The following is a 23,665-nucleotide window of genomic DNA, read 5'->3' on the forward strand; positions in this document are numbered from 1 at the left end:
ATCTTTTATAAGGTGTATTGGTTGGGATCAGGTCTTTGCAAAATCGACTGCAACCAATCTGCTAATGCATTGGGAATCTCTAAACTCATAGGAACTACCCAAATACGTTCGTCGTTCATTAAGGCACATTTTACGGCATCCTTTTCCGTAATCAGAATGCATTGCGCATTGATTTTGGCGAAAAATTCTGGAGTAAAGGTGCTGTGATCTGCTAGCCCGATTGATTTGCCAGCGATTCCCTGCTTGAGCAAGTCATCAAAAAAGCGCTGTGGATTACCAATCGCTGCCACGGCCGTAATTTTGTTTGGTAGATAGGCATCAGCAATAGCAGAGAGCGATTGCGTATTGCTTGGATTGATTAGCTGATAAGGGGTACCCAATTGACCAGCTAAAGTGAAAGCACGGCGACCTAAAAAATACTCATCGCTATGGCTGGCAGACGTATTCATACCGGTCATTAGGGTTGCATCACGCTCGCGAGTGGCAGGCTCCCGCAAAGGACCTGCTGGCAATAAAAAACCATTTCCCTCTCCGCGTTGATCGCGAACTACCAACTCGATATCACGACCACCCTCTCTTGCGGGCCAACGCACTAAATCCCGATGCTGTAGACCATCGTCACTAATGATGACATTCACGGAAGGATCGCGCTTAAGGAGTGATCGAATACTTTGTGTTCGCTTAGGGTGTACCCAAATCGGAAATTGATCCTGTGTGCGTTTAGCAATCAATACTGGTTCATCGCCCACATGTGCTGGGTCTGAAGCGCTATCTACTGGAATCGGCGACCTGGCCGCGGTTGCACCATAGCCTCTGCTAATAATGCCAGGCTTCCATCCCATGCGCGCAAGACGCTCTGCTAATGCAATGACGATAGGTGTTTTGCCAGTTCCACCTACACGGATGTTACCCACAATAATGATGGGAACTGCTTGAGTGTTTCGCTTTCTGAGATCTAAATCATTGATCAGATCAAGGCCGCGATTAATTAATCCGTAGAGCCAAGATAAGGGCCACAGGATTAGACTGGTCGGCCCGCGTCTCTCCCAAAACTTGGGAGCCTTATTGAAGAAAGAAGATTTTTTAAAGGATGACATTCAGGAAGATTTGATTAACTCAATTTTGCTTTCGTACTGGATCTCGCATTGGATCTACTTCTTGGTAGTTTGACTGCTAAATACAATATTGGATAGATTAGCATCGCGTGCTGCCTCTAGAGCGCTCATGACTGCTTGATGTGGCGCTCTGGCATCGGCATCTATGTTCACTTGAATTGCATTATCTTTATTGAGGGCGCTGAGGCTATTGCTTAGCTGGCTTCGATCAGTCACTTTGCCATTAATAGCAAAACGCCCATCTCGACTGACGGCAATATGAATTTGCTTCACCTCTGATTGGCTGCTCACACCATTGGCGGTAGGCAGCGTGATAGCCAATTCTTGATAGCGGGTAAAGGTGGTGGAGATCATCAAGAAAATCAATACCACTAGCAACACATCAATAAAGGGAATGAGATTAATTTCAGGCTCTACTGAAGTGGACTTCACCCCCAGAGAGAATCTCCCTTGGTGATGAAGGCTGTTATCTAGCCAACTCATTTTTTATCCGCAGGATCGGCATGGATGGAATACAGCTTTTTAAATAATTGACGGGTAAATTCTTCGCACTCATGTTGGCGTTGATTAGCCATGGCGCGTAAACCACGCCAAGCAGCTAAAGCGGGAATGGCGATCAATAATCCAAAGGCAGTGTTGTATAGCGCTACAGAAATACCATGAGCCAATTGTTGAGGGCTTCCAGCGCCACCATTAATGGTGCCTTGACTACCAAAGATTTCAATCATGCCAACAACAGTACCAAAGAGGCCTAGTAGGGGAGCTACTGTCGCGATAGTTGCTAGAGCACCCAAATAACGATCTAGCTTAAGCCAAGTGGTCTGAGCGCTTGCTTGCAACTCTTCTAAGGCGGCGTCCGCCAAACTGCCAGCCACTTTTTCACGTAGGATGCAGGCAAAAAGTGGCCCCGCTGGCGACAACTGACCGATAGCGCTAATTTCAGACTCGGCGACAGCTTTTTGCTGTGAAACCGCATTAGCAAGCCCGAACACAGCCTCAAGACTATCTTTGGGAAAAATATGTATTTGGCGCAAATACCAGGCTCGCTCAATGACAATAGCAAGCCCAATAATGGAGATGATGAGAAGGGGCCAGATAGGCCAACCGGCAGACAGTAAGATTGAGTACATAAGTTCAGTACTGTAGCTGAATTAAAAACTCGTTTTCATAAAGCCATCCTGTGGATAACTCTGTGCAAAACTTTTTAGAATGCGAGCTATAGGTCCTTGATTAATATTGAATAAGGGGTATTTTGGGTGAAACGATTTAAAATACCCTGTAAAAATAGTCTATATAAATCATATGCTTAAAAATTTAATAGTTGATTTATTAGACGTTTTGGGTCAGTAATTACTTACTTTTGAGTATTAAACCCACATCAAATCAGCTTCTGTGGATATTTATTGACCCCTAAGCCTGATGGTTGTGTAGAAAAAGAGAAAAAAATGTCGGAAATACCAAGAGAAATCCTCAGTGTTGGCGATCTAAACCGTGCCATTGCTAGCTCTTTAGAGGAGCGCTTCGATACCGTTTGGGTTAGCGGGGAGATTTCTAATTTCAAGGCTTATGACAGTGGGCACTGGTACTTTTCCCTAAAAGATGAAGAGGGTCAGATTCGTTGCGTGATGTTCCGGGGACGTAATGGACAAGTCGGGTTTATGCCCCAATCGGGGGATTTGGTAGAGGTCGCCGCCAATCTTGGGTTTTATGTCCCGCGGGGCGATATTCAGCTCACGGTGCAAAGCATGCGTCGCGCTGGCATGGGTGGCCTGTATGAAGCCTTCTTAAAACTCAAAGCCAAACTGGCAAAAGAGGGTTTATTCGATGCTGAGCGCAAACGCGAGATTCCGACCCACCCCAGAGCGATTGGCATTATTACTTCGCCACAGGCTGCAGCCTTAAAGGATGTACTGAGCACATTGGGCAGAAGAGCGCCGCATATCCCGATTGTGATTTACCCCACGCTGGTACAGGGCCCAGATGCACCTGCCGGAATTATTTCCGCTTTGAAGGCCGCCGAAAAAGAAAATGCTGTGGATGTCATTTTGTTGGTGAGGGGGGGTGGCAGCACTGAAGACCTTTGGGCCTTTAATGATGAGAAGCTGGCTTACGCAATCGCACAGTCTCCTATCCCAATCGTGAGTGGGGTTGGCCATGAAACTGATGTCACGATTGCTGACTTTGTAGCAGACTTACGTGCTCCAACGCCGACGGGCGCGGCAGAATTGGCTGCACCACGACGCGATCAGATGTTGCAAGAGTTGGATGCCATCATGCAGGCACTATTGCAAAGAGTAAGGCAGCGTGTTGAGCGTGAAGCACAAACTTTAGATCAATTAGCCCTGAGATTAAGTCATGCCTTACCCAATCCCGATCGGATGCGCGAGCAAATTAATAGTTGGCAGAGGCAACTCAACCAAGCATGGCTAGTCAGAGTTGAGAATTGGAAGCGGGATCAAGGCCACTTTCAGTCTCAGTTGGAAATGCTTAATCCGCAAAGAACCCTAGAGCGTGGCTATGCCGTCATTCTGAGCGGCAAAGGGAAATCCGATGAAGATCAAGCAATGCATGCAGTGCGCAATCCGAGTGAACTTAATACGGAAAGCGTATTTGAGGTGCGCTTAGCTGAAGGCCGGGCAGATGTTCAGTTTGAGAGGATTGATTCGCAACAGTCAAGCTAAAGAATATTTGGCTCGATCTCAAGCTGTACTCCAAACTGCTTGAGAACTTCATCTTGAATCTGCTTCGCTAGATTCAAGATATCGGTTGATGTCCCACCGCCATGATTCACAAGCACTAGCGCCTGATTTTCATAAACGCCAACGGGGCCAACCCGCCTGCCCTTAAAGCCGCATTGATCGATTAACCAACCGGCTGCTAGCTTGCGTTTCTCCGGCCCATCGGGGTAAGACACTAAGCCTGGGAATTGCTTAATCAGCAGATCATGTTGATCGTTACCCACAATCGGATTCTGAAAAAAACTTCCAGCATTGCCAATCACCTTGGGGTCTGGCAACTTCTTCGATCGAATGGCGCATACCGCATCAAAAATTTGCTTAGCACTTGGGCTGGAGTTTGACTCAGTAAATTGCTTTGCCAGATCGGCGTATTGCAATCGCGCTTGCCAGACTTTGGGGATTTTAAAAACGACCTTTGTCACGATAAATCGATTGGGATTTTGCTTAAAGTAGCTATCGCGGTAGGCAAATTGGCATGCCTCTTGAGGGAAGGCGACAAAGGTATTGGCCATAGAATCAAATGCTTCGATACTATCGATATATTCCCCGACCTCAACGCCGTAGGCGCCAATGTTTTGAATGGGGGCCGCACCCACAGTTCCAGGAATTAATGCAAGGTTTTCAAGTCCCGGGAGATGGTGCTCTAGAGTCCAAGCAACCAACTCATGCCAATTCACCCCCGCACCAACTGCTAGCCATGTGTTTTGTTCATCCAACTTGATCACTTCTTGACCCAGAATATTAATCAGTAGGGTTGCTCCAGGCAAAGCAGCTGGAAGGATTACGTTGCTGCCACCGCCTAATGCGCGCCAGGCCAGCTTCTTATCGCTAAGCCCTTCCATCAGCACTGGCAATTGATCTGCGGAGGTAATCTCGTAAGCAAAATCCGCAATAGATTCCAGGCCAAAGCTATTCCGGTGCTTGAGCCCCATATTGGAAGTCAATTTTGCTGGTTTAGGCGCAATTTTCGCGGAGTTCATGCCACAATCTTATTCGTGTTCGAGTTTCTATTCGTAATTTATGGAAAAACTTGAAAAGTAACAATGCAATGATTCAATTTGCAGAATTCATTACCCAGATTATTTAAGGAGTTTGAGATGCCCTCATTTGACGTAGTTTGTGAGCCAGACATGATTGAGTTGAAGAACGCAATCGAGCAATCCAATAAAGAGATTACCAACCGTTTTGACTTTAAAGGCTCTGATAGCCGGGTTGAGCAAAAGGATGAGACGCTTATCTTGTTTGGTGATGACGACTTCAAGTTAGGCCAAGTTCGCGATGTGCTTTACAGCAAGATGGCTAAACGTAATGTGGATGTGCGCTACCTGAAGGACGATAAAAAAGAGACTATCGGTAGCGATAAGCGCAAGCAGACGATGAAGATTCAAAAAGGGATTACTTCAGAGTTGGCTAAAAAAGTAGTGCGCATCATTAAAGACAGCAAGATTAAGGTTCAGGCAAGTATTCAGGGTGATGCAGTGCGCGTAACAGGTACCAAGCGCGACGACTTGCAAGAAACCATGACAATGCTAAAGAAGGAAGTATCCGAGGCGCCATTAGGCTTTAATAACTTCCGTGACTAATGTAGTTGTGTCAGCCATCCATCCGGCAAGCCAAGAAGCCATCGAACGCTTTTGCGACGCTTGTTGGTTGGAGGATGGATTGGCCCAAAACAGTTTGTCCGCCTATCGCCGAGACCTCCTGCTCTTGGCTCAATGGCTTCAAAAAGACTCAGGTGCTGATCTTTATGCGGTAGCTGAAAAAGATCTCACCGCCTATATTGCGCATCGACGTGCAGATAAGGCAACCACGGCCAATCGGAGGCTGACTGTATTCAAACGCTTTTATCGCCATGCCCTGCGCATGAACTTGGTTAAAAGCGATCCCTGTATTGGTTTGCGTGCTGCAAAGCAAGCATTACGTTTCCCCAAGACCTTAAGTGAAGATCAGGTCACTGCCTTGCTCAATGCCCCCGATGTTGAGACTGCTCTAGGATTGCGTGATCGCACTATGTTAGAGCTGATGTATGCCAGCGGCTTGCGAGTCTCCGAAATCGTTTCTTTGAAGACGGTGGCTCTTGGGTTAAATGAAGGCGTCGTTCGGGTAGTAAATGGTAAGGGTGGTAAAGAGCGTCTAGTGCCATTTGGCGGGGAAGCTGGTCAGTGGTTGCGTCGCTATCTAGCGGATGCCAGAACACCATTGCTTGAAGGTAAGACTTCTGACGCGGTCTTCATTGGGCGTCATACGGGCACGGGCCTCACCCGTCAAGCTTTTTGGGCGCTGATTAAGCGCTACGCTGTAATGGCTAATATCCCTGTTGCCTTATCTCCGCATACTTTACGTCATGCCTTTGCCACCCATTTACTCAACCACGGTGCGGATTTAAGAGTCGTACAGTTGCTTTTGGGTCATGCGGATATCTCTACTACCCAGATATACACCCATGTGGCCAGAGAGCGCCTTAAGTCTATTCATCAGCAGCATCACCCTCGGGGATCTTAGTGTTCTTGGGCGACAAAATATCCGTTATTCGATAAGTGTTTAAGATAGCGGCATGGACTTCACACTAAATTTATTATTAATTCTAGTCGCTTACTTAATAGGTTCGATCTCCTTTGCGGTGGTTGTCAGCAAATGCATGAACTTGCCGAGTCCTCACTCTTATGGCTCAGGCAACCCTGGCGCGACTAATGTACTTCGCACTGGAAACAAGAAGGCGGCAGTGTTGACGCTAATTGGCGATGCGCTGAAGGGATTCCTGGCGGTCATAGTGGCCAGAGCAATCTTGGGTGACCAGTCCCTCACTGCAACTCTGGGCTCATGGGTTTTATGTGGAGTGGTGGTAGCAGTTTTTCTGGGGCATGTGTTTCCACTTTTTCATGGCTTTAAGGGTGGTAAGGGCGTGGCTACGGCTTGCGGCATCTTGTTTGGCATTAATTGGATCCTGGGCGCGGCAACTCTGGGTACCTGGATTATTGTGGCGATGTTTATGCGCTATTCATCTCTAGCTGCTTTAGCCGCCGCTGTTTTTGGTCCAATCTATTTTGTTTTCTTGTTTGGTTTCCAGCCCATGAGCATTGCTTTGCTAGTGGTGTGCTTGCTGCTGATTTGGCGTCATCGCAGTAATATCAAAAATCTCATGAATGGCGCTGAGTCACGCATTGGTTCAAAGAAAAAATCGAAATCTGGATCCGATAAACCAGAAAATACGCAAGGTCAGTCATGACCATTGCGTACTGGTGCGTGTTGTTTATGGGCTTGTTTCCATATGTGGCAGCGGGTATCGCCAAAAAAGGTTTTGAGGGTTATGACAACGGCATGCCACGACAGTGGCTTGCAAGGCAGACAGGTTTTCGGGCACGTGCTAATGCGGCTCAAGCCAATCTTTTTGAATCGCTCCCATTCTTTTTTACTGCTGTGATCATTGCGTCATTAGTAAATGCGCCTCAAGACAGAATTGACTTGCTAGCAATTGGTTTTGTGTTTGCACGGATTGCTTATGTGGTTTGCTATGTTGCTGATTGGCCCACCGCAAGATCCATTGTTTGGCTCGCTGGCATAGTTTGCGTGGTTACAATTTTTTTTCAGATTTAACGAAGCCTACAAATCACCAATCATAGTATTAACAAAAGCACTTTAAAAATAATAAACGAGACAAAAAAACTATTTATGACCACCAAGAAAATTCCAACGAAGACACCTGCTAAGGCAAGTAATGCAACTAAAAAGCCAAGTAAAGCGCTTACACCAGCTAAGTCTGTGAAAACTGCGCCTAGTAAAAAAGCGGATGCAGGAACACCTTTATCGGTCATTATTCGTCGTCGTATTGAAGCGCAAAAAGCACGCTTTCATGCGAATGACAATATCTCTCAATTTATTCAGCCCGGTGAATTGGAGGGCTTGGTTGATGAGGTTGCAGAAAAGATGCAGGCTGTATTGGAGAGCTTGGTCATTGATACTAATAGTGACCACAATACAAAAAACACTAGTCAACGTGTTGCGAAAATGTTTGTTAAAGAGGTATTTAACGGTCGTTATGTTGAGCAGCCAACCCTCACTAAATTTCCTAATGTCAGTAAATTAAATGAGTTGATGATCATTGGCCCCATTACTGTTCGTAGCGCTTGCTCACATCATCTCTGCCCCATCATGGGTCGGATTTGGATTGGAGTGCTTCCAAGCAAGGAATCGGCTCTTATCGGCCTATCTAAATATTCGCGCTTAACTGAATGGGTAATGTGCCGCCCGCAAATTCAGGAGGAAGCAGTAGTAGAGTTGGCCGATATGCTGGAGAAGAAAATCAAGCCCATTGGCGTTGCTATCGTGATGGATGCGGATCACTTCTGTATGCAATGGCGCGGCGTTAAAGATCGGGACTCCAAGATGGTGAACAGCGTGATGCGCGGGGCCTTCTTAAAGGATCCTAATTTGCGTAGAGAGTTTTTATCGCTTCTCGAGAGAAGATAAGGTCGGCACATGAGGGTCGCCTCTCTAATAAGGGCCTCACTTAAGGTCTCAGCCAGTTTTTTGATGGCCCTTGCTTTGCTTGCCTGCTCCTCATATCCCGATATCAATAGCGATCCCGCCAAAAATAATAAGGCGACTTTTCAGCGGGATGCCATAGATTGCGCCCAGTCTTACCCAGATTCAGGATCTGGGGTGCACGTCAAGCAGCGGATTGGCTGCATGAATATTAAGGGTTGGCATTAATACACCATGAGTGTCTGATCCACATTCAAAGTAATTCAGTATTTTCTTCTTTGAGAACAATTCTCAATAAAATAGTCAATTAAATCAGATACTTATATTACCAATAGCCGATTAATTTGATCTGCTCTATGATCCACTCAGATGCAATCTTTGTTCTATCTCACCCTCTGGAGTTCATATGAAAAATAGTCGTCGCCAATTTATGATTTTGTCCGCTGCTGGTGCTTGCACCTTGGCTTTGAACGGTAAAGTTCAAGCTCAAGCCATGATTGCCGAAACTGATCCACAAGCTGCTGCTTTGGGTTACAAGGCTGATGCCTCTAAAGTCGATAAAGCAAAGTACGCGAAGTATGCTGCCGGTCAAGTGTGCACTAACTGTGCCTTGTTCCAAGGTAAGGCCGATGCGGCTGCTGGTGGTTGCTCATTGTTCGCTGGCAAGCAAGTTGCTGGCAAAGGCTGGTGCTCTGCTTACGCTAAGAAGGCTTAATACCTCTCTGGTTGTATAGCTTTATCAACAGGCTGCTTAGTTTTTAAGCAGCCTTTTTTATTTGGCGACGACGTTGCAGGTTTTGACTAATCACGATTCTAAAACGAAGTGAGAGTATAAAAAATGAAACCTCTCCTGATATGTTTTTTATGCAATAGAAACGTACGCCTGTCAATATTCTAATAAATCTGGGTTGGTTTCATAAACCTATAAAATTAATACCTATCTTTATAAGGGCGATAAGTATTTTTACTATATGACACAAGTCACCCCAGTCATTCTTTGCGGCGGATCCGGCACTCGTTTGTGGCCTTTATCGCGCTCGGGCTTTCCTAAGCAGTTTTTAGTACTTTCTGGGGATGATTCTAGCCAAAGCCTATTCCAGCAAGCAGTTGAACGAATTAATGCAATTTCCAGCTCTCATATTCAGGTCGGTAGCACTTTAATTGTGACCAATGAAGACCATCGCTTCTTGGCTTTGGATCAATTGCGAGACCTCAAGGGCATTCAGGCCACCCTATTATTAGAACCCTCTGGACGTAATACCGCCCCAGCGCTGACCTTGGCAGCCTTTCAGGCAAAAGATGGGGTAGGGGATCAGGATGGTGGATCGCATGATCCTATTTTGGTGATTACGCCAGCTGACCAGACGGTAAAAAATTCAAAAGCCTTTACTAAAGCATTGCAAGATTGCATCGCAGTAGTGGACGCTGACCATTCTAAGAAAACCATCGCTATTTTAGGCATTACTCCTGCCGCTCCAGAGACTGGTTATGGATACATCAAGCGGAGCGCCATTAAGGGTACTCATGGCGAATATCCCGTAGAGCAGTTTGTTGAAAAGCCTGATTCCAAAACTGCCCAAGCATATTTAGAGGATGGTAACTATCTTTGGAATAGCGGCATGTTTGTTTTGCGAGCGAGCACTTGGCTTGCCGCCCTAAAAGAATTCCGCCCTGATATCTTTGGCGCCACAGAAACGGCTTGGGTGGGTAAGACGATGGATCGATCAGGACAGACTCCTTTTGTGCGGCCTGACCCAGAAATCTTTAAAACTATTCCAAGCGAATCCATTGACTATGCCGTCATAGAAAAATGTCCAGGATCACAGTTCCGGGTGAATATGGTCGAGCTCAATGCGGGCTGGAATGATCTCGGTGCTTGGGATGCAGTTTGGCAAGTAGGTAAGCAAGATGAACAGGGTAATGTCACTAGTGGCGATATTTTGCTTGCCAACTCTAAGAACTCATTGGTTCATGCCAGTAGCCGTTTAGTTAGTGCAGTCGGGGTAGAGAACCTCATCATCATTGAAACTGCAGATGCAGTGATGGTGGCTGATCGTAAAAACAGTCAAGACGTTAAACACATCGTCAATCAGCTGGAGGCGCAAAAGCGTGAAGAGAAAAACCTGCACCGCAAAGTAGCGAGACCTTGGGGTTGGTATGACAGCGTGGATGAGGGCGAGCGTTTTAAAGTAAAGCGGATTCAGGTAAAGCCTGGAGCGAGCCTATCGCTCCAAATGCACCATCACCGCGCAGAGCATTGGATTGTGGTCAAGGGCACCGCAGAAATAACCAATGGCGATCAAGTCATCACGCTCACTGAAAACCAAAGTACCTATATTCCAAAAGGGCAAACCCATCGCTTAGCCAATCCCGGGAATACTCCTTTAGAGATTATTGAGGTGCAGTCGGGTAGCTATCTTGGTGAAGACGATATTGTGCGTTTTGAGGATACGTATGGGCGTAGCTAGAGAATCCAATTAATCAGTAAAGAGATAAATAAAAAATATGTCGAGCAAACAAAAAGTCGCTTTAATTACCGGCATCACTGGCCAAGATGGTTCTTACCTTGCTGAATTCCTTTTGGAAAAAGGCTACATCGTTCATGGTATTAAGCGCCGCGCCTCTTCTTTTAATACCGAGCGGATTGATCATCTGTATCAAGATCCCCACGTTAATCACCCTGACCTAATCTTGCACTATGGTGATTTGACTGATACCAGCAACTTAGTTCGCATTATTCAAGAATGTCAGCCTGATGAGATTTATAACTTAGGTGCTCAGTCTCATGTAGCTGTCTCGTTCGAGTCTCCAGAGTACACAGCAGATGTTGATGCGATGGGCCCACTTCGCATGCTTGAAGCTATTCGAATCTTGGGTTTAGAAAAGAAAACACGTTTTTACCAGGCCTCGACCTCTGAACTCTATGGATTGGTGCAAGAGATTCCACAAAAAGAAACTACGCCTTTTTATCCGCGCAGCCCTTATGCGGTAGCAAAACTATATGCCTATTGGATCACCGTAAACTATCGTGAGGCATATGGTATGTATGCCTGTAATGGCATCCTCTTTAACCATGAATCTAAACGTCGTGGCGAAACCTTTGTGACTCGTAAAGTGACTCGTGGTCTGGCCAATATTGCCCAAGGTCTTGAGAAATGCCTCTTCATGGGTAATATCGATGCCTTGCGTGACTGGGGTCATGCTAAAGACTATGTGCGCATGCAGTGGTTAATGCTCCAACAAGACCAGCCGGAAGATTTTGTGATTGCCACTGGCGTGCAGTTCACTGTTCGAGAATTTATTACCCGTAGCGCCAAACAATTGGGTATCACCTTAAAGTTTGAAGGTGTGGCTGAGAATGAAAAGGCCATTGTTACCGCCATTGAAGGCGATAAAGCCCCCGCCTTAAAGGTAGGCGATGTCATTATGCAGATTGACCCACGTTACTATCGTCCAACTGAAGTAGAAACCCTCCTGGGGGACCCAACTAAGGCCAAAGAAAAATTGGGTTGGGTTCCAGAAATCACCCTTGATGAAATGATTGTCGAGATGGTGGCTAATGATCTTGATCAAGCTAGGCAACATGCTTTGCTGAGTAAACATGGTTATTCGGTAGCAGTTGGCAAAGAGAATTAAATACATACAAGAAATAGTGAACGTGAATAAAGATTTAAACCAAAAGATTTATGTGGCGGGGCACCGAGGGATGGTGGGCTCATCTATCGTCCGCAATCTTGCGGCTAAGGGGTTTCACAATATTGTTACGAGGACCCATGCCGAATTGGACTTAACCAATCAGGCGCAAGTAGCAACCTTCTTTGAACAAGAAAAACCAGATCAAGTGTATTTGGCTGCCGCTAAAGTAGGAGGTATTCATGCAAACAATACTTTTCCGGCAGAGTTCATCTATCAGAATCTGATGGTAGAGGCGAACGTCATTCATCAAGCCTTCGAGGCGGGCGTTAAGAAACTCCTCTTTTTAGGCTCCAGTTGTATTTATCCTAAGCTCGCTCCCCAGCCTATGGCAGAAGATGCTTTATTGACGGGAACGCTAGAGCCCACCAATGAGCCTTATGCCATTGCCAAGATTGCAGGCATTAAGTTATGTGAAAGTTATAACCGTCAATATGGCCAAAGCCATGGGATTGATTACCGCTCAGTCATGCCTACCAATCTCTATGGCCCTGGGGATAACTATCATCCTGAAAATAGCCATGTAATCCCAGCCCTCATTAGGCGATTCCATGAGGCTAAAGCAGAAAATGCTCCAGAAGTGGTCATTTGGGGTACTGGAGCTCCAAGACGTGAGTTTTTATACGTAGACGATATGGCTGCAGCATCAGTTTTTGTGATGGACTTAGATAAGGTTATCTACGATGAGCACACTGAGCCCATGCAAAGCCATATTAATGTGGGTTTTGGTAGTGATGTCACGATTGCTGAGCTAGCTAGCGCTGTGGCAAAAGCTACAGGGTATCAAGGCAAGATTAGTTTTGATCCAAGCAAGCCTGATGGATCACCTAGGAAGTGGATGGATTCATCGAAGTTGAATGGTTTGGGGTGGGATCCACAGGTAGAGTTGCCAGTTGGTTTGCAAAGCGCCTATCAAGCTTATCTCGCTACATTGAGGCTTTAGGAGCAATCGGATTACTGTGAATATTCAATTTGGACTTGTTATTCAAGGCCCCGTGACTACTTTTAGTAGCGACCAAAATAATTCGCAAGAGGGATTTTTTACGGACGTAGTTATTCGTGAAAATATTCAGGCCTTTGCTCCGTATGTAAAAAATATTGTGATTAATACTTGGGTAGATTGCGGCTTAGAGGCTAAGCAGTTTCCAACAAGTGTGGAGATAATCGAGAATAGGCCCGTGGTCGGGTTTGATTTTCTCAATCAACGTAATCAATTTGTAACAACCCAGTCTGGGCTTGAGTGGTTAGGGAGAAATACTTTCTGCACCCATGCCTTAAAGATTAGAGCGGATTAGTTGGTACCTGCAGAATTGATTTCGTGGCTAGAGAGCTTCTATGAAAATTCAAAGTTTGAAAAGTTTAATGTTCAGCAAGAGGATTTTGGAATCACTGGATACCGCATTCTTCTTCAATGAGGATAGGCCTTTGAAAGGTGTGAGTTCTTTAGAAGTTCGCTCGCCTAGAAAAACCTATAAATTGATGCGTGAGCAATGGAAAAGATACTTGAATGTCAAAAGAAATTTCATGCGTAATAAGGGTTAATTAAATGATAAAGATTATTGCTCATCGAGGTCTTTGGTTTAAGCCAGAGGAAAAAAATACGCTGGAAGCATTTGAGCGTGCGCTACAAAATGGATTCGGTATTGAAACTGATTTTAGGGATTGTGATGGTGAGCTAGTCATTAGCCACGACCCAGCAACGACCGACTCAATTGAGGCAAATGCCTTCTTTGATTTATGCAGTAAATATTCAAATACGGACCCACATGCCATTAATATTAAATCTGATGGCTTGCAGAAATTACTTGCCCCGCATGTCGTTGGATGGAGCCATGATCGGTATTTCGTATTTGACATGTCGGTCCCAGACTCCTTGGGCTACCTCAAGCAAAACATGAATACATTTACCCGGGTAAGCGAATATGAGTCTTATCAAGATTTTGATGGAAGAGCGACTGGGGTTTGGTTGGATTCTTTTAATGCGGAATGGTATGGGATTGAGCGGATTAATGAGTACCTAGCGCTGGGTAAATCAGTGGCTATAGTATCCCCTGAACTACATGGCAGGGATCATGAAGCGCTTTGGGCAAAGATTAAATCCTTGTACACTAATGGAATGTCCTTAATGCTCTGTACAGATTTGCCACGAGAGGCAAAGAGATATTTTTTATGACCAAAATTAAGTGTGTTGTTTTCGATATGGATGGCGTCTTAATAGATGCCAAAGATTGGCATTACGAAGCTTTAAATAAAGCTTTGGCTATTTTTGGTTTTGAAATCTCAAGACATGATCACTTAGTTACTTATGATGGCTTGCCAACGAAGAAGAAACTAGAAATCCTTAGCTCGTATTCACAATTGCCAAAACAATTACATGGTTTTATTAATGATCTGAAGCAAATCTTCACTATGGATATCACAATGACAAAATGTGCTCCAACATTTTGTCATGAGTATGCTATTTCAAAATTGAAAAGTGATGGATATCGCTTGGCAGTTTGCTCAAACTCAATCCGAGATACCATTACTTCGATGTTGTCTAAAGCGGCCTTAATTGATTACTTCGATTTTTATTTATCCAATCAGGATGTTAGTAAATCTAAGCCTGATCCCGAAATCTATTTAAAAGCTATCGAACGTTTTGGTGTTCTCCCGAGCGAGTGCCTAGTATTGGAAGACAATGCTAACGGTATTCGTGCTGCTACTGATGCCGGAGCTCATGTGATGCAGATTGATCAGGTGACTGATGTGAATTACGCCAATATTGTGAAATATATTCAAAAGATTGAGGCGACCTCATGATCAATGTACTCATTCCACTCAGCGGTGGCTCTAAGTTCTTTAATTCCGAAGAGTATTTCTATCCCAAAATGCTTATTGAAATCATGGGTAAACCCATGATTCAGCTTGCTATTGAAAATCTGCAGACAATGCAGCAAGATTTGCAGTTCATCTTTGTGATTAAAAAAAGTGACTGCATCAAATTTCACCTAGACGACACTCTACGTCTTTTGATCGAAGGGGAGTGCAAGATTATTCTTCTTGACGAAGAGACTAAGGGTGCAGCCTGTAGCGCTCTAATGGCTATTGATGTTATCAATAACGAAAATCCTTTAGTGATCGCCAACTTTGATCAGGTGATTGATTGCAGCCTTTCTGAGTTATATGATGAATTTCATCATTCAGGTAGCGATGCGGGGTGCTTAGTTTTCAGTACCACTCACCCTCGATGGTCATTCGTCCTTCTAGATGAGAAGGATTGCGTTTTAGAGGCTGCAGAAAAGAGACCTTTGAGTCGAAATGCGATTGCCGGTTTTTATTACTACAAACAAGGAAAAGATTTTGTGGGGGCAGCCAAGTCAATGATTTTGAAATCTTGCTCTAACGCAGATATATTTTATATTTCCCCAACTTTTAATGAGTTGATTCTTAAAAACAAGAGCATCAAGGCATTACGTATCCCAAACGAAAAATATCATAGCTTCTACACGCCTCAAAAAATTGAAGAGTACGAGAAGGGTTTATGAAAAAGTATCAAATAAATGATATGAATAAGGGGTGGTTTGTGGGCGACTTCTCACCAACTATTATTAAAACCCAAGAAGTTGAGGTGGGCATTAAGCAGTATCGCAAAAATGAATATGAAGAAACCCACCACCATAAAATTGCCACTGAAATTACGGTAATCGTCTCCGGGAAAGTTCGTATGAATGGCGAGCTTTATAGTGCTGGCGATATTATCGTCATAGAGCCGGGGGAGGCGACAGACTTTGAGGTTTTAGAGGACGTCATTACAGTGGTTGTGAAATACCCTGGTGCGCAAAACGATAAATATATGGGCAGGCCAAATTGAATATTGTGATTCCAATGGCGGGCTTGGGCTCTCGCTTTGCAATCGCGGGATATAAGGCCCCAAAACCATTAATCGATGTTGCCGGAAAGCCCATGATTGTGCGGGTGATGGAAAACCTGAGGCAGCCTGGAGCTAGATTTACTTTATTAGCCAGGAAAGAGCATATCGAAAGCAATAACGAGCTTGTCGCCCAAATACAGTCAGACTTTAATGCAGTATTTATTCCCATTGATAAGCTTACCGAGGGCACTGCTTGCACTGTTTTATTCGCTAGATCATATCTTGCTCCTGATGAGGAAGTGGTTATTGCCAATTCTGACCAAATTATTGATAGCTGCTTTACTCCGTTCTTGATCGATGCCAGAGCAAGAGATCTTGACGGATCTATTTTGACTTTCATTGATACAGAATTAAATCCCAAGTGGTCTTTTGCAAAGATTGACGCTGGTGGTTTGGTTACCGAGGTTCAAGAAAAGAAGGTGATCTCTGAATTTGCTACCGTAGGCATCTATTTCTTCAGGCGTGCTCATGAGCTAATTGATGGCATCATTCAGATGATCATTGAGAATGACCGTGTGAATAATGAATTCTATACATGCCCTGTTTATAACTACCTTATTCGTCAGGGAAAAAAGGTAGGCATATTTAACATAGAGCAATCCCAAATGCATGGTATTGGCACCCCTGAAGACTTAAACACCTATCTGAAGTTAATTCAGAATTAATACTTTTCATGGGCATCGTTTCATCTTTACTTAAGCCACTTAAAGAAAACATTAAATATCGTCTGAGATGGCGATATTTATGGAAAGACTGGTTTTTAGGGCGGCATGCATGTCTTGGGTACGACGTACTCAAATACTATGAAAAACTGCCACGAGAGGTGAATTTTCAAAAAGGGCGGGCGGATTTATTGTGCAACTATTGGCGCAATACAAACCTTTTACCTAAAAATGCCATGCTCCAAGATCTCATGGCCAGAAGTGATGTATTACCATTGATTCGTCAATTGGAATTTTTTGATTGCCTGCCTAGGCGTGCTCCAAAATTTATCTTTATGGATTCTTTTGCCGAGCTAACAGATCAACTATTTATAAATAAGTTGGATCAGTGGCAATTTTGCTGTGGATATAGTGATCTGGCACATTCTGAAGTGTTTTCTAGGGAATATGAATGTTCGGGGCATATGCCGCTTGGAAAGTTGAAATCTACGTACCTCTCCTTATTCGACTTATTTGAAAAGCGTTGGGGTAGGGTGCCAATTTATTTTTTACATTTTCCAATTGCATTGGAATCTCGGCCACTTTATATTGAGCGCTATCATGCGATAGTTCAAGCCATTCAAGAAATTTCTAAGCTTAGGCCTAACGTTCGCTCAATCGAAGTTGATGGTTCTCAAGTGCGCTGGCCAAGTGATGCCCCTGAAAATATTAGATCTTTTCCTTATCACTTTGATGATGAAACCTACCTAATGTTTAAGGAAAAAGATAGGTCCAATGCTTTAGGCGCCTTATTTCTTAAAGCAAAAGCAGCCACAACCGTAGACCTGACCAATAGTATCTTGAGGGCTCGCACCCTCAATATATTGTCCAGCATCATTAATGTAGGAAAAATTGACTAATTGCATGCCAGCAAAATAATTCAAAATTTGCTCATAGGTATAAATCCGATGCGCGTTATATTGAATGATTGATTTTTCGCCCAAAGGCACAACAAATAATAGATATCCATCAACTGCTAGTACGCGCTTCAATTCTGCGATGGCCTTTAGGTCGCCTTCTGGATCAAAGGGGTCGCCATAGCGCTCTAGTCCTATATGCTCAATGACGTGCATGCAGGATAGTGATTCAACTGAGTTATTGTCGAAGGGCAGGTTCATCAGGTCTGCGCGGCTAGACTGCAGTCCAGATAGATTTAGCTGGGCTGGACGGTAGTCATAAAAGTGGGTGGGAATAAATGCTGATACAAGCGAAACAAATCTGAGACATGATGAAATGTCTATGTGAAGACTTGGTTTGTTTTTTGCCAGTATGCGAGCTGCCCAGGCGGTATGAAAAAGATAGTGCGTATCAAAACCCGTGCTTGATGTTGCATCATTGAGGCAAGGGTATCGGTCATTCCACTCCATTGAAAAGCGACTATTTTCTAAAGAGTTGCGTTTAATCCTAAAGTTTTTAGCAAACTTTGCTTTTTCTGAAATATTTCTTTAAAAGACCCATCTCAATCTACCTTCTTAAATTAGAGCTTTACATTAGGAAATGAATCTAGCCAAATTTTTTCTTGGCATTTAAGTTCATTTTGAATTTTATATTTTGAAATTTTTTTCTTCAGCTTCGAGAGTGGGCCACTCGTTTTATACCCGCAAGAATAAATACGGGCGTTATACTGTCGCCAATTTTTCTCAGTCCACCATGGATGCTCCCATGCCTGACCTATGCTCCTAAATCCAGATTGAGCCCCAAACCATAAAATTCCCAATCGCCTGTGATCAATTAGTCTCAAATAGTTTGCTGCTACAAGATTATGACTTAGAGCTTGATGGCAGGTTTCGGTTAACCTTGATCGATACAGCGCATATAGCTCTGCTTCAGCGCAATATAGGTCTGCTAGTGCTGGTGAGTTCAAATATTGGGAGCCAAGTGCGTCGCGATCATATGCCGACATATTGTAGTTTTGTGTGTAATCAAAGCTATCGTCATCCCACAGTTTTTCCATCTCTTCAATATGGCCAAATGAAAATAGGTCTGGCATTGATGAGAATGCATCTGGTGTGATTGAAATATTTCGAAATGCCGGAACAACAATCCTGGATTGAGTGCCTCTAGGCGGGGAGAATTGTGCCCAATCTAATAGTTGCTTGATCCCCATGGAGGTCGGCAGCATATCCGTCCTCCATTTGAGAACATAGTCGCACCCGGCAGCTTTTGCCGCACCTAGACCTCTTGCCGTGGAGAAGCGCTGGTAATTGCGGTTGGTAAACCCTGGAACCTCTGGCTTTGGGCTTCTGATGAGTTCAAAGCTACCCTTTGGAGCTTCCCAACCGTCATCCCAAGTTGATAGGACTGTATAGTCAAAGAGACGTGGGAGCATTTCGAGGATAAGATTGCTGCCCCTGCGGATATCACCCTGAATGATGCAGCCAACTTTCATTGCTATCCCATTGCCCTTGCTTGATGGGAGCATTCTAGCATTGATAAATTACAACTATAAAACGTCTACATTTATTCAGGCAAAGAAGGGTACGGATATGGCTATCTTGAGAAATAGAGTAGCTGAAAATCGGGAAAGTGAGACTCATTAATTATTAAAATACATCTAATATATATAATGAGAAATATGCTCAAAAATTTCAAGTTAGCCAAGATAGATTATCTGGGATTATCCATTGTCCTTTTATGCGCCGTGTTGTTAGCAATTTGGGCAATGAAGCACACCATTGCATTGCGCAATATCCTCTTAAGTCTAGGGTGCCTGCTTTCCATTATTTACATATACCAGAAAAAAAGAATTTCGCCATTTTCTATTGCATGGCGCAATCTGATGCCATTGTTATTTATCGGCATTCTATTTGTCTGGGTTTTCATTCATTATTTTTTATTTTCACAAGATGAAGTATTGCAACTCAAAGAGCTAAAGTCTATTTGGTTCAGGGGTTTGGAGGCATCGCTTTTGGGGTGGGTGTGTGGTTTGGTAATTATTCAGAAGCCCTCTAGGATCAATTTACTGGCTTATGGGATTATTGCGGGCTTTGCAGCTCTCTACTTTCAATACCTACCTAAAGTATGGGTTACTCACCGGTTATTTCACCCCGATTATTTGAATTATATTTTCTACGGAAAAATTAATGGGGTCCTGATTGGAACTCTTTTAATTGCGGGAGTGGGTGGGCGTATGATTGACCTGCTATCTGGTCGTGTTGGCAGCGGTTTGCGGGTCGTTTTCAATATAGCAATATCTGTATTGATCATTGCCGTCCCTTTATATGCATATGTTTTTATCTTTGATGCTAAAAATGGGATTGGTCTAGCTGTTATTCTCGGCCTTGCTTGGGGCTTGTGGGGGGCAAATCGATTTTTGGGGCTTCAATCCCACCGAGATACTTGGAGAAGTAAATTAATTTCAATTGCTACGATCTTGGCGCTCTTAGCCCTGATTGCGGGATTTGGGAAGCTTCAACTCAAGCAAAGTCCAAGTTGGGTATATCTGATAGAGGATATTCAGGAAAGTATTCAGATTGACAAATACCCACAGTGGAAAAGTCCATCCACCTTAGGCTATCCATCTTTGCCGTCAGGTAGAGTTATTACTCCCAATGTATTTGAGCGGGTTTCCTGGGCAACTGCTGGACTTAGACTTATCCCTAAAAACCCGTGGGGCAATGGCATTCTTCAGTACCCTTTGGAGCGCTCGCTAATGCAACTATATCCAAATCTTCCGCCTAATTCATTACCAGGATCCACCCACAGTGGATGGATAGAGCTCCTCTTGTCGTTTGGTTTTCCGGCTCTAATATGCCTTTGGGGGGCATTACTATCTGTTGCCTACGGAGCTATAAGAGGTTCTGAGCCAAGCAAGGGGGTAGTAATTAGCCTGGTAATAGCCATTTTTTGTTTATATACAGTTGGCGAGCTGAGCAATCATCATGCGGTGGAGATATTGTTGTTCACCATAGCATTATTGGCCGCTCTAAATCTACGGCTCAAACCCCCCATTAGTGAGAATTAGTGGTTCAAATAATTTAACGTCAGGTTACAATTGATGATAGTTTTTAGATGAATTCTACTAACAAGGCTTTAAATTATTAGGTCACAGGTATAAATTTCATTAAAGTTGAATAACTTTAATGAAAGCCTCTAGTCGCTGTCCTGAAATCCGCTCAATTGTCCTTTTAAATAAATTAATCAAAGATCTAAATTGAATAATCAGTCAATACCAACCGATTTGAATCAAGATGCTGATGAAATCTCCCTGCTCGACATCGTCAATTTTCTGCGCTCTGCCTGGAAAAAGCTCGCCATTGCTGCGGTTATTGGGGCTTTTTTAGGTCTTGGAGGATGGTTTTTCTTGGGGCAATATTCTGCAGAATATATTTTGCTCAACAACACCAACACCAACACCAACACCAACACCAACACCAACACCAACACCAACACCAACACCAACACCAACACCAACACCTACGGGCTCGATTTGGTGTCTTGGAAGACCATTCAAAAGAGTCTGCCTAATCTGGCCGCCCAAGCGGTGGAAGAGGGCAAGGCTCCCGATGGTCAGGTGGGCCTGTATCAGGCAATGGCTAACGATCAGTGGTGGCAAAAAAATGTCGTGCCTAGCTATGCCTTATCGAAGGCCGATACCAAAGACTTAGCCGGCGTGAGTAAAGAGTTTGATGGAGCCAGCACCACCATCTTGAGCTTGACCCTTAGCGCTGGAGGCCCCAGCAAGGAAAAGGCCTCAGAATCCGTCACGGCGGCTGCTAAATTTTTACGTACTGGCGGAGCCTATTTGCAACTGCGCAACATACTCAATGCCTATGAGGGTGATGTCATCAGTGCTGCGGCAGATATTCAGAAAAAAATCACCACCACCCAAATTGAGATGGGCTACCAACAACAGCGAGCTAAAAGCCTAGAAGACCTCTACAAACGCTATCCTGGTAATTCAAATCAAGGGCAACAGGTAATTGATCCTAAAGAATCTGGTGCCAAGTACCTCTCCATTACTACCCAGATCATTGCAGTCAATAATGACATTAATCAGTCCAAGGAAACCCTGCAGCGGATGCGGGATCGCTTGGCTCAGCTCACTTTAACTAAAGCATTTCTCGATGAGGCCCTCCCCTTAGCGCAAACCACCTTTGACGGCCTTATTTTGGATGCTGAGCTACTCGCTATTGAGGCTAAGCTGCGTAATAAGCTAGCCCAAGATGATCCTAAGCAGCAAGAGATCTTAGATCAAATCCACTCCCAACTACTGATGATTCAGGCTCGGTTTACTAAGGGCCTAGAGGCTAATACGGCTCCCACGAGTAGCGGCAAGAAGGGCATGATCAAGTCGACAGCGGGCGGTTTGGCCGGTGCTTTTTTCTTCATGCTCTTAGTGCTGCTGGCTCAAAGGGTCTGGGCAAGCATTAAAAGTGGTAGCGTGAAGTCATGAGCCAGGCAAGCGCCCGAGATCGGGCAGTATCGAGCGCTCGCTATAGGGTATTAACTTCCCCACATTGTTTATTACAAATGCAACCAGCGCGGCGTTTTGAGTTGCACAATTCTGGTATAGAGCCAAACATAGCAGGTGATGAAAACAAGGCTTGCGATGATGAGTATGGATGTGGATTGCCACCAAAGCACGGCCGGCGCTACACCTAAGACCGTTAGCACCCAAAGGTAAGGCGCAGTCTTTGCGTTGGCAGAGAAGAAATTTCTATCATGATCATGCGGGCTGAGGATTCTTCGGTAAATCAATGTATGAAAGTGGATGCCATCAGGTTGCCCGGGACTCTTGCCTTGATGAATTTTGCGACGGTAGATGGTAAAGAGGGTTTCAACAATGGGGTATACATTAATTAAGAGGGCAAACCAAGGGGAAATTTCTTGGTGTCTATAGGTCAGCATTACGCTGATGCTAGCAATCCAAAACCCAATGAGATAGGCGCCACCGTCACCTAAGAAAATCAGACCTCGTGGATAGTTCCAGATAAAAAATCCTAATATTGTGGACACCATGATGAGGCTTAAATACATGATGAGGGGGTCGGACACCACAAAACTGACATAGGTAATTGCCAGCAAAGTAATGACGCCAACCATACTGGCTAGGCCATTAAAGCCGTCAATGATGTTGTAAGAATTTGCCAGGCCAGTGATAGCAAATACGGTGAGAACCGCTCCAACACCTGGAATAAGAAAAATCATGTCCAGGCAGGGAATATCTAAGCGCGTAATTTGGACTGGAATTAAATAGACTAATAAAGCGGCAGCAATGGCGGTGAATATCAATCGAAGACGTACGCTAATTTTCTTGGTGAGATCTTCGGTTAAGCCAATTGCAAAGGTGGGGATTGCACAAACTAAAAAAGTTATTTCTGCCATTGGTGCGGAGGCATTTTTCAGTCTAAAAAGTATGGCGGTAAATAAGCCAATCGCAATGCTCACACCGCCGATTCTGGGAACAATATTGGTATGAAATTTTTGTGGGCCTGTTAGATCTGAATCTGCAGAAAATCGCTCATGCAGGTGCTTGAAGCGGATAATCAGCAGTGTCGCTATAAAAGAAGAGAGAAAGGCCGCAAGTAAACTAGACATCCGGTGATTATAAATTCTAAATATACTTTAATTAAATTAGGCGGATTCAACTACGAAGTGCAACTTTGATAAACGCCTAGTGGCTAAGGATGTTTTAGTATCCAAAGCTTCTAGACCTGCAAGTCAAAGTAGCCATGACCTATCAACACCTTAGCCAAACTGAACGATATCAGATTTATATCCTCATGAAAGACGGAAAAACCCAAACCCAGATTGCAAAGCTGATGGATAGACATAAGTCGACCATTAGCCGTGAGCTTGCTCGCAATACGGGAGGTAAGGGTTATCGACCTAGGCAAGCCTGTCTCTTGACGCAAGAACGATCCTTAGGCTCTCGCAACGCTACCCAGATTGCTGCTACCGACTGGAGCAAGGCAGTTGATTGCCTCTTAGACAAGTGGAGCCCAGTCCAAATTGCCAATCAAGTAGGCATTAGCCATGAGACGATTTACCGCCATGTCTATGCGGATAAAGCGGCTGGCG

26 protein-coding genes are annotated in these 23,665 nt (G+C 44.4%); 19 read left to right on the forward strand and 7 right to left on the reverse strand.

Annotated elements, in window-relative coordinates; genetic code table 11:
* Nucleotides 1–5 precede the first annotated feature (5 nt).
* From lpxK to CBI30_RS09410, 3 genes are read right to left on the reverse strand one after another with little or no spacing between them, the layout of a single operon-like run.
* A complete protein-coding gene (gene lpxK / locus CBI30_RS09400) occupies nucleotides 6–1,097 on the reverse strand; it encodes a tetraacyldisaccharide 4'-kinase (protein ID WP_088528040.1) in 1,092 nt (363 codons plus the stop codon).
* 54 nt (nucleotides 1,098–1,151) lie between these two features.
* Complete coding sequence (locus CBI30_RS09405) at nucleotides 1,152–1,598, reverse strand: ExbD/TolR family protein (protein WP_088528041.1); 447 nt, start codon at nucleotides 1,596–1,598, stop codon at nucleotides 1,152–1,154.
* Nucleotides 1,595–2,245: a MotA/TolQ/ExbB proton channel family protein gene (locus CBI30_RS09410; protein ID WP_088528042.1), complete on the reverse strand. Its 651-nt coding sequence runs from the start codon at nucleotides 2,243–2,245 to the stop codon at nucleotides 1,595–1,597. Before CBI30_RS09410 ends, CBI30_RS09405 begins: the two co-directional genes overlap by 4 nt.
* A gap of 315 nt (nucleotides 2,246–2,560) precedes the next feature.
* Here CBI30_RS09410 and xseA point away from each other — a divergent pair, with 315 nt between their 5' ends.
* Nucleotides 2,561–3,796 carry an exodeoxyribonuclease VII large subunit gene (xseA, locus tag CBI30_RS09415; protein WP_088528043.1) on the forward strand — a complete coding sequence of 412 codons (1,236 nt, stop codon included), beginning with the start codon at nucleotides 2,561–2,563 and terminating at the stop codon, nucleotides 3,794–3,796.
* Here xseA and murB read toward each other — a convergent pair.
* The gene (gene murB, locus CBI30_RS09420) at nucleotides 3,793–4,833 is read right to left on the reverse strand and encodes a UDP-N-acetylmuramate dehydrogenase (protein WP_088528044.1); all 1,041 of its coding nucleotides are present in this window, start codon (nucleotides 4,831–4,833) and stop codon (nucleotides 3,793–3,795) included. The two genes, xseA and murB, sit on opposite strands and share 4 nt — an antisense overlap.
* 117 nt (nucleotides 4,834–4,950) lie before the next feature.
* Here murB and CBI30_RS09425 point away from each other — a divergent pair, with 117 nt between their 5' ends.
* From CBI30_RS09425 to CBI30_RS09505, 15 genes are all read left to right on the forward strand, one after another.
* Nucleotides 4,951–5,436, forward strand: coding sequence for a YajQ family cyclic di-GMP-binding protein (locus CBI30_RS09425; RefSeq protein WP_088528045.1), 486 nt, complete (start codon nucleotides 4,951–4,953; stop codon nucleotides 5,434–5,436).
* Nucleotides 5,429–6,355: a site-specific tyrosine recombinase XerD gene (gene xerD, locus CBI30_RS09430; RefSeq protein ID WP_088528046.1), complete on the forward strand. Its 927-nt coding sequence runs from the start codon at nucleotides 5,429–5,431 to the stop codon at nucleotides 6,353–6,355. Before CBI30_RS09425 ends, xerD begins: the two co-directional genes overlap by 8 nt.
* A 52-nt stretch (nucleotides 6,356–6,407) precedes the next feature.
* Nucleotides 6,408–7,079: a glycerol-3-phosphate 1-O-acyltransferase PlsY gene (gene plsY / locus CBI30_RS09435; RefSeq protein WP_088528047.1), complete on the forward strand. Its 672-nt coding sequence runs from the start codon at nucleotides 6,408–6,410 to the stop codon at nucleotides 7,077–7,079.
* Entirely contained in the window at nucleotides 7,076–7,447 is a 372-nt protein-coding gene (locus CBI30_RS09440; RefSeq protein WP_088528048.1) for an MAPEG family protein, read from the forward strand. Before plsY ends, CBI30_RS09440 begins: the two co-directional genes overlap by 4 nt.
* Nucleotides 7,448–7,522: 75 nt before the next feature.
* Nucleotides 7,523–8,320: a GTP cyclohydrolase I gene (gene folE, locus CBI30_RS09445; RefSeq protein ID WP_088528049.1), complete on the forward strand. Its 798-nt coding sequence runs from the start codon at nucleotides 7,523–7,525 to the stop codon at nucleotides 8,318–8,320.
* 421 nt (nucleotides 8,321–8,741) lie between these two features.
* Nucleotides 8,742–9,050: a high-potential iron-sulfur protein gene (locus CBI30_RS09455; protein ID WP_088528051.1), complete on the forward strand. Its 309-nt coding sequence runs from the start codon at nucleotides 8,742–8,744 to the stop codon at nucleotides 9,048–9,050.
* A gap of 256 nt (nucleotides 9,051–9,306) precedes the next feature.
* Nucleotides 9,307–10,803 (forward strand): mannose-1-phosphate guanylyltransferase/mannose-6-phosphate isomerase, encoded by a 1,497-nt coding sequence (locus CBI30_RS09460; RefSeq protein WP_088528052.1) that lies wholly within the window; start codon nucleotides 9,307–9,309, stop codon nucleotides 10,801–10,803.
* 37 nt (nucleotides 10,804–10,840) lie between these two features.
* Nucleotides 10,841–11,971: a GDP-mannose 4,6-dehydratase gene (gmd, locus tag CBI30_RS09465; RefSeq protein WP_088528053.1), complete on the forward strand. Its 1,131-nt coding sequence runs from the start codon at nucleotides 10,841–10,843 to the stop codon at nucleotides 11,969–11,971.
* A gap of 22 nt (nucleotides 11,972–11,993) precedes the next feature.
* Nucleotides 11,994–12,971 carry a GDP-L-fucose synthase gene (fcl, locus tag CBI30_RS09470; protein ID WP_088528054.1) on the forward strand — a complete coding sequence of 326 codons (978 nt, stop codon included), beginning with the start codon at nucleotides 11,994–11,996 and terminating at the stop codon, nucleotides 12,969–12,971.
* A gap of 16 nt (nucleotides 12,972–12,987) precedes the next feature.
* Complete coding sequence (locus tag CBI30_RS09475) at nucleotides 12,988–13,323, forward strand: hypothetical protein (protein WP_088528055.1); 336 nt, start codon at nucleotides 12,988–12,990, stop codon at nucleotides 13,321–13,323.
* A gap of 251 nt (nucleotides 13,324–13,574) precedes the next feature.
* Entirely contained in the window at nucleotides 13,575–14,201 is a 627-nt protein-coding gene (locus CBI30_RS09485; protein WP_088528057.1) for a PI-PLC domain-containing protein, read from the forward strand.
* A complete protein-coding gene (locus CBI30_RS09490; RefSeq protein ID WP_088528058.1) occupies nucleotides 14,198–14,830 on the forward strand; it encodes an HAD family hydrolase in 633 nt (210 codons plus the stop codon). Before CBI30_RS09485 ends, CBI30_RS09490 begins: the two co-directional genes overlap by 4 nt.
* Complete coding sequence (locus CBI30_RS09495) at nucleotides 14,827–15,555, forward strand: glycosyltransferase family 2 protein (RefSeq protein ID WP_088528059.1); 729 nt, start codon at nucleotides 14,827–14,829, stop codon at nucleotides 15,553–15,555. Before CBI30_RS09490 ends, CBI30_RS09495 begins: the two co-directional genes overlap by 4 nt.
* Nucleotides 15,552–15,881, forward strand: coding sequence for a cupin domain-containing protein (locus CBI30_RS09500; protein WP_088528060.1), 330 nt, complete (start codon nucleotides 15,552–15,554; stop codon nucleotides 15,879–15,881). The genes CBI30_RS09495 and CBI30_RS09500 overlap by 4 nt, the downstream gene beginning before the upstream one ends.
* Nucleotides 15,882–15,886: 5 nt before the next feature.
* Nucleotides 15,887–16,606, forward strand: coding sequence for a glycosyltransferase family 2 protein (locus CBI30_RS09505; RefSeq protein ID WP_240553561.1), 720 nt, complete (start codon nucleotides 15,887–15,889; stop codon nucleotides 16,604–16,606).
* Nucleotides 16,607–17,391: 785 nt separating this feature from the next.
* Here CBI30_RS09505 and CBI30_RS09515 read toward each other — a convergent pair.
* Both CBI30_RS09515 and CBI30_RS09520 read right to left on the reverse strand, forming a co-directional pair.
* A complete protein-coding gene (locus CBI30_RS09515) occupies nucleotides 17,392–18,009 on the reverse strand; it encodes a DUF268 domain-containing protein (protein WP_088528063.1) in 618 nt (205 codons plus the stop codon).
* Between the two features lie 110 nt (nucleotides 18,010–18,119).
* A complete protein-coding gene (locus tag CBI30_RS09520) occupies nucleotides 18,120–19,064 on the reverse strand; it encodes a WavE lipopolysaccharide synthesis family protein (protein ID WP_088528064.1) in 945 nt (314 codons plus the stop codon).
* A 153-nt stretch (nucleotides 19,065–19,217) separates the two neighbouring features.
* Between CBI30_RS09520 and CBI30_RS09525 the strand changes: the two genes are divergently transcribed.
* Entirely contained in the window at nucleotides 19,218–20,606 is a 1,389-nt protein-coding gene (locus tag CBI30_RS09525) for a hypothetical protein (RefSeq protein WP_088528065.1), read from the forward strand.
* A gap of 189 nt (nucleotides 20,607–20,795) precedes the next feature.
* A complete protein-coding gene (locus tag CBI30_RS11065; RefSeq protein ID WP_143744381.1) occupies nucleotides 20,796–22,037 on the forward strand; it encodes a hypothetical protein in 1,242 nt (413 codons plus the stop codon).
* A gap of 71 nt (nucleotides 22,038–22,108) precedes the next feature.
* Here the strand turns inward: CBI30_RS11065 and CBI30_RS09540 are convergent, their stop codons facing one another.
* Nucleotides 22,109–23,182, reverse strand: coding sequence for an MraY family glycosyltransferase (locus CBI30_RS09540; RefSeq protein WP_088528068.1), 1,074 nt, complete (start codon nucleotides 23,180–23,182; stop codon nucleotides 22,109–22,111).
* A gap of 134 nt (nucleotides 23,183–23,316) precedes the next feature.
* Between CBI30_RS09540 and CBI30_RS09545 the strand changes: the two genes are divergently transcribed.
* A partial coding sequence (locus CBI30_RS09545; RefSeq protein ID WP_143744382.1) for a helix-turn-helix domain-containing protein occupies nucleotides 23,317–23,665 on the forward strand: 349 nt, incomplete at its 3' end.

It is taken from the genome of Polynucleobacter aenigmaticus, assembly GCF_002206635.1.
Classification (GTDB): domain Bacteria; phylum Pseudomonadota; class Gammaproteobacteria; order Burkholderiales; family Burkholderiaceae; genus Polynucleobacter; species Polynucleobacter aenigmaticus.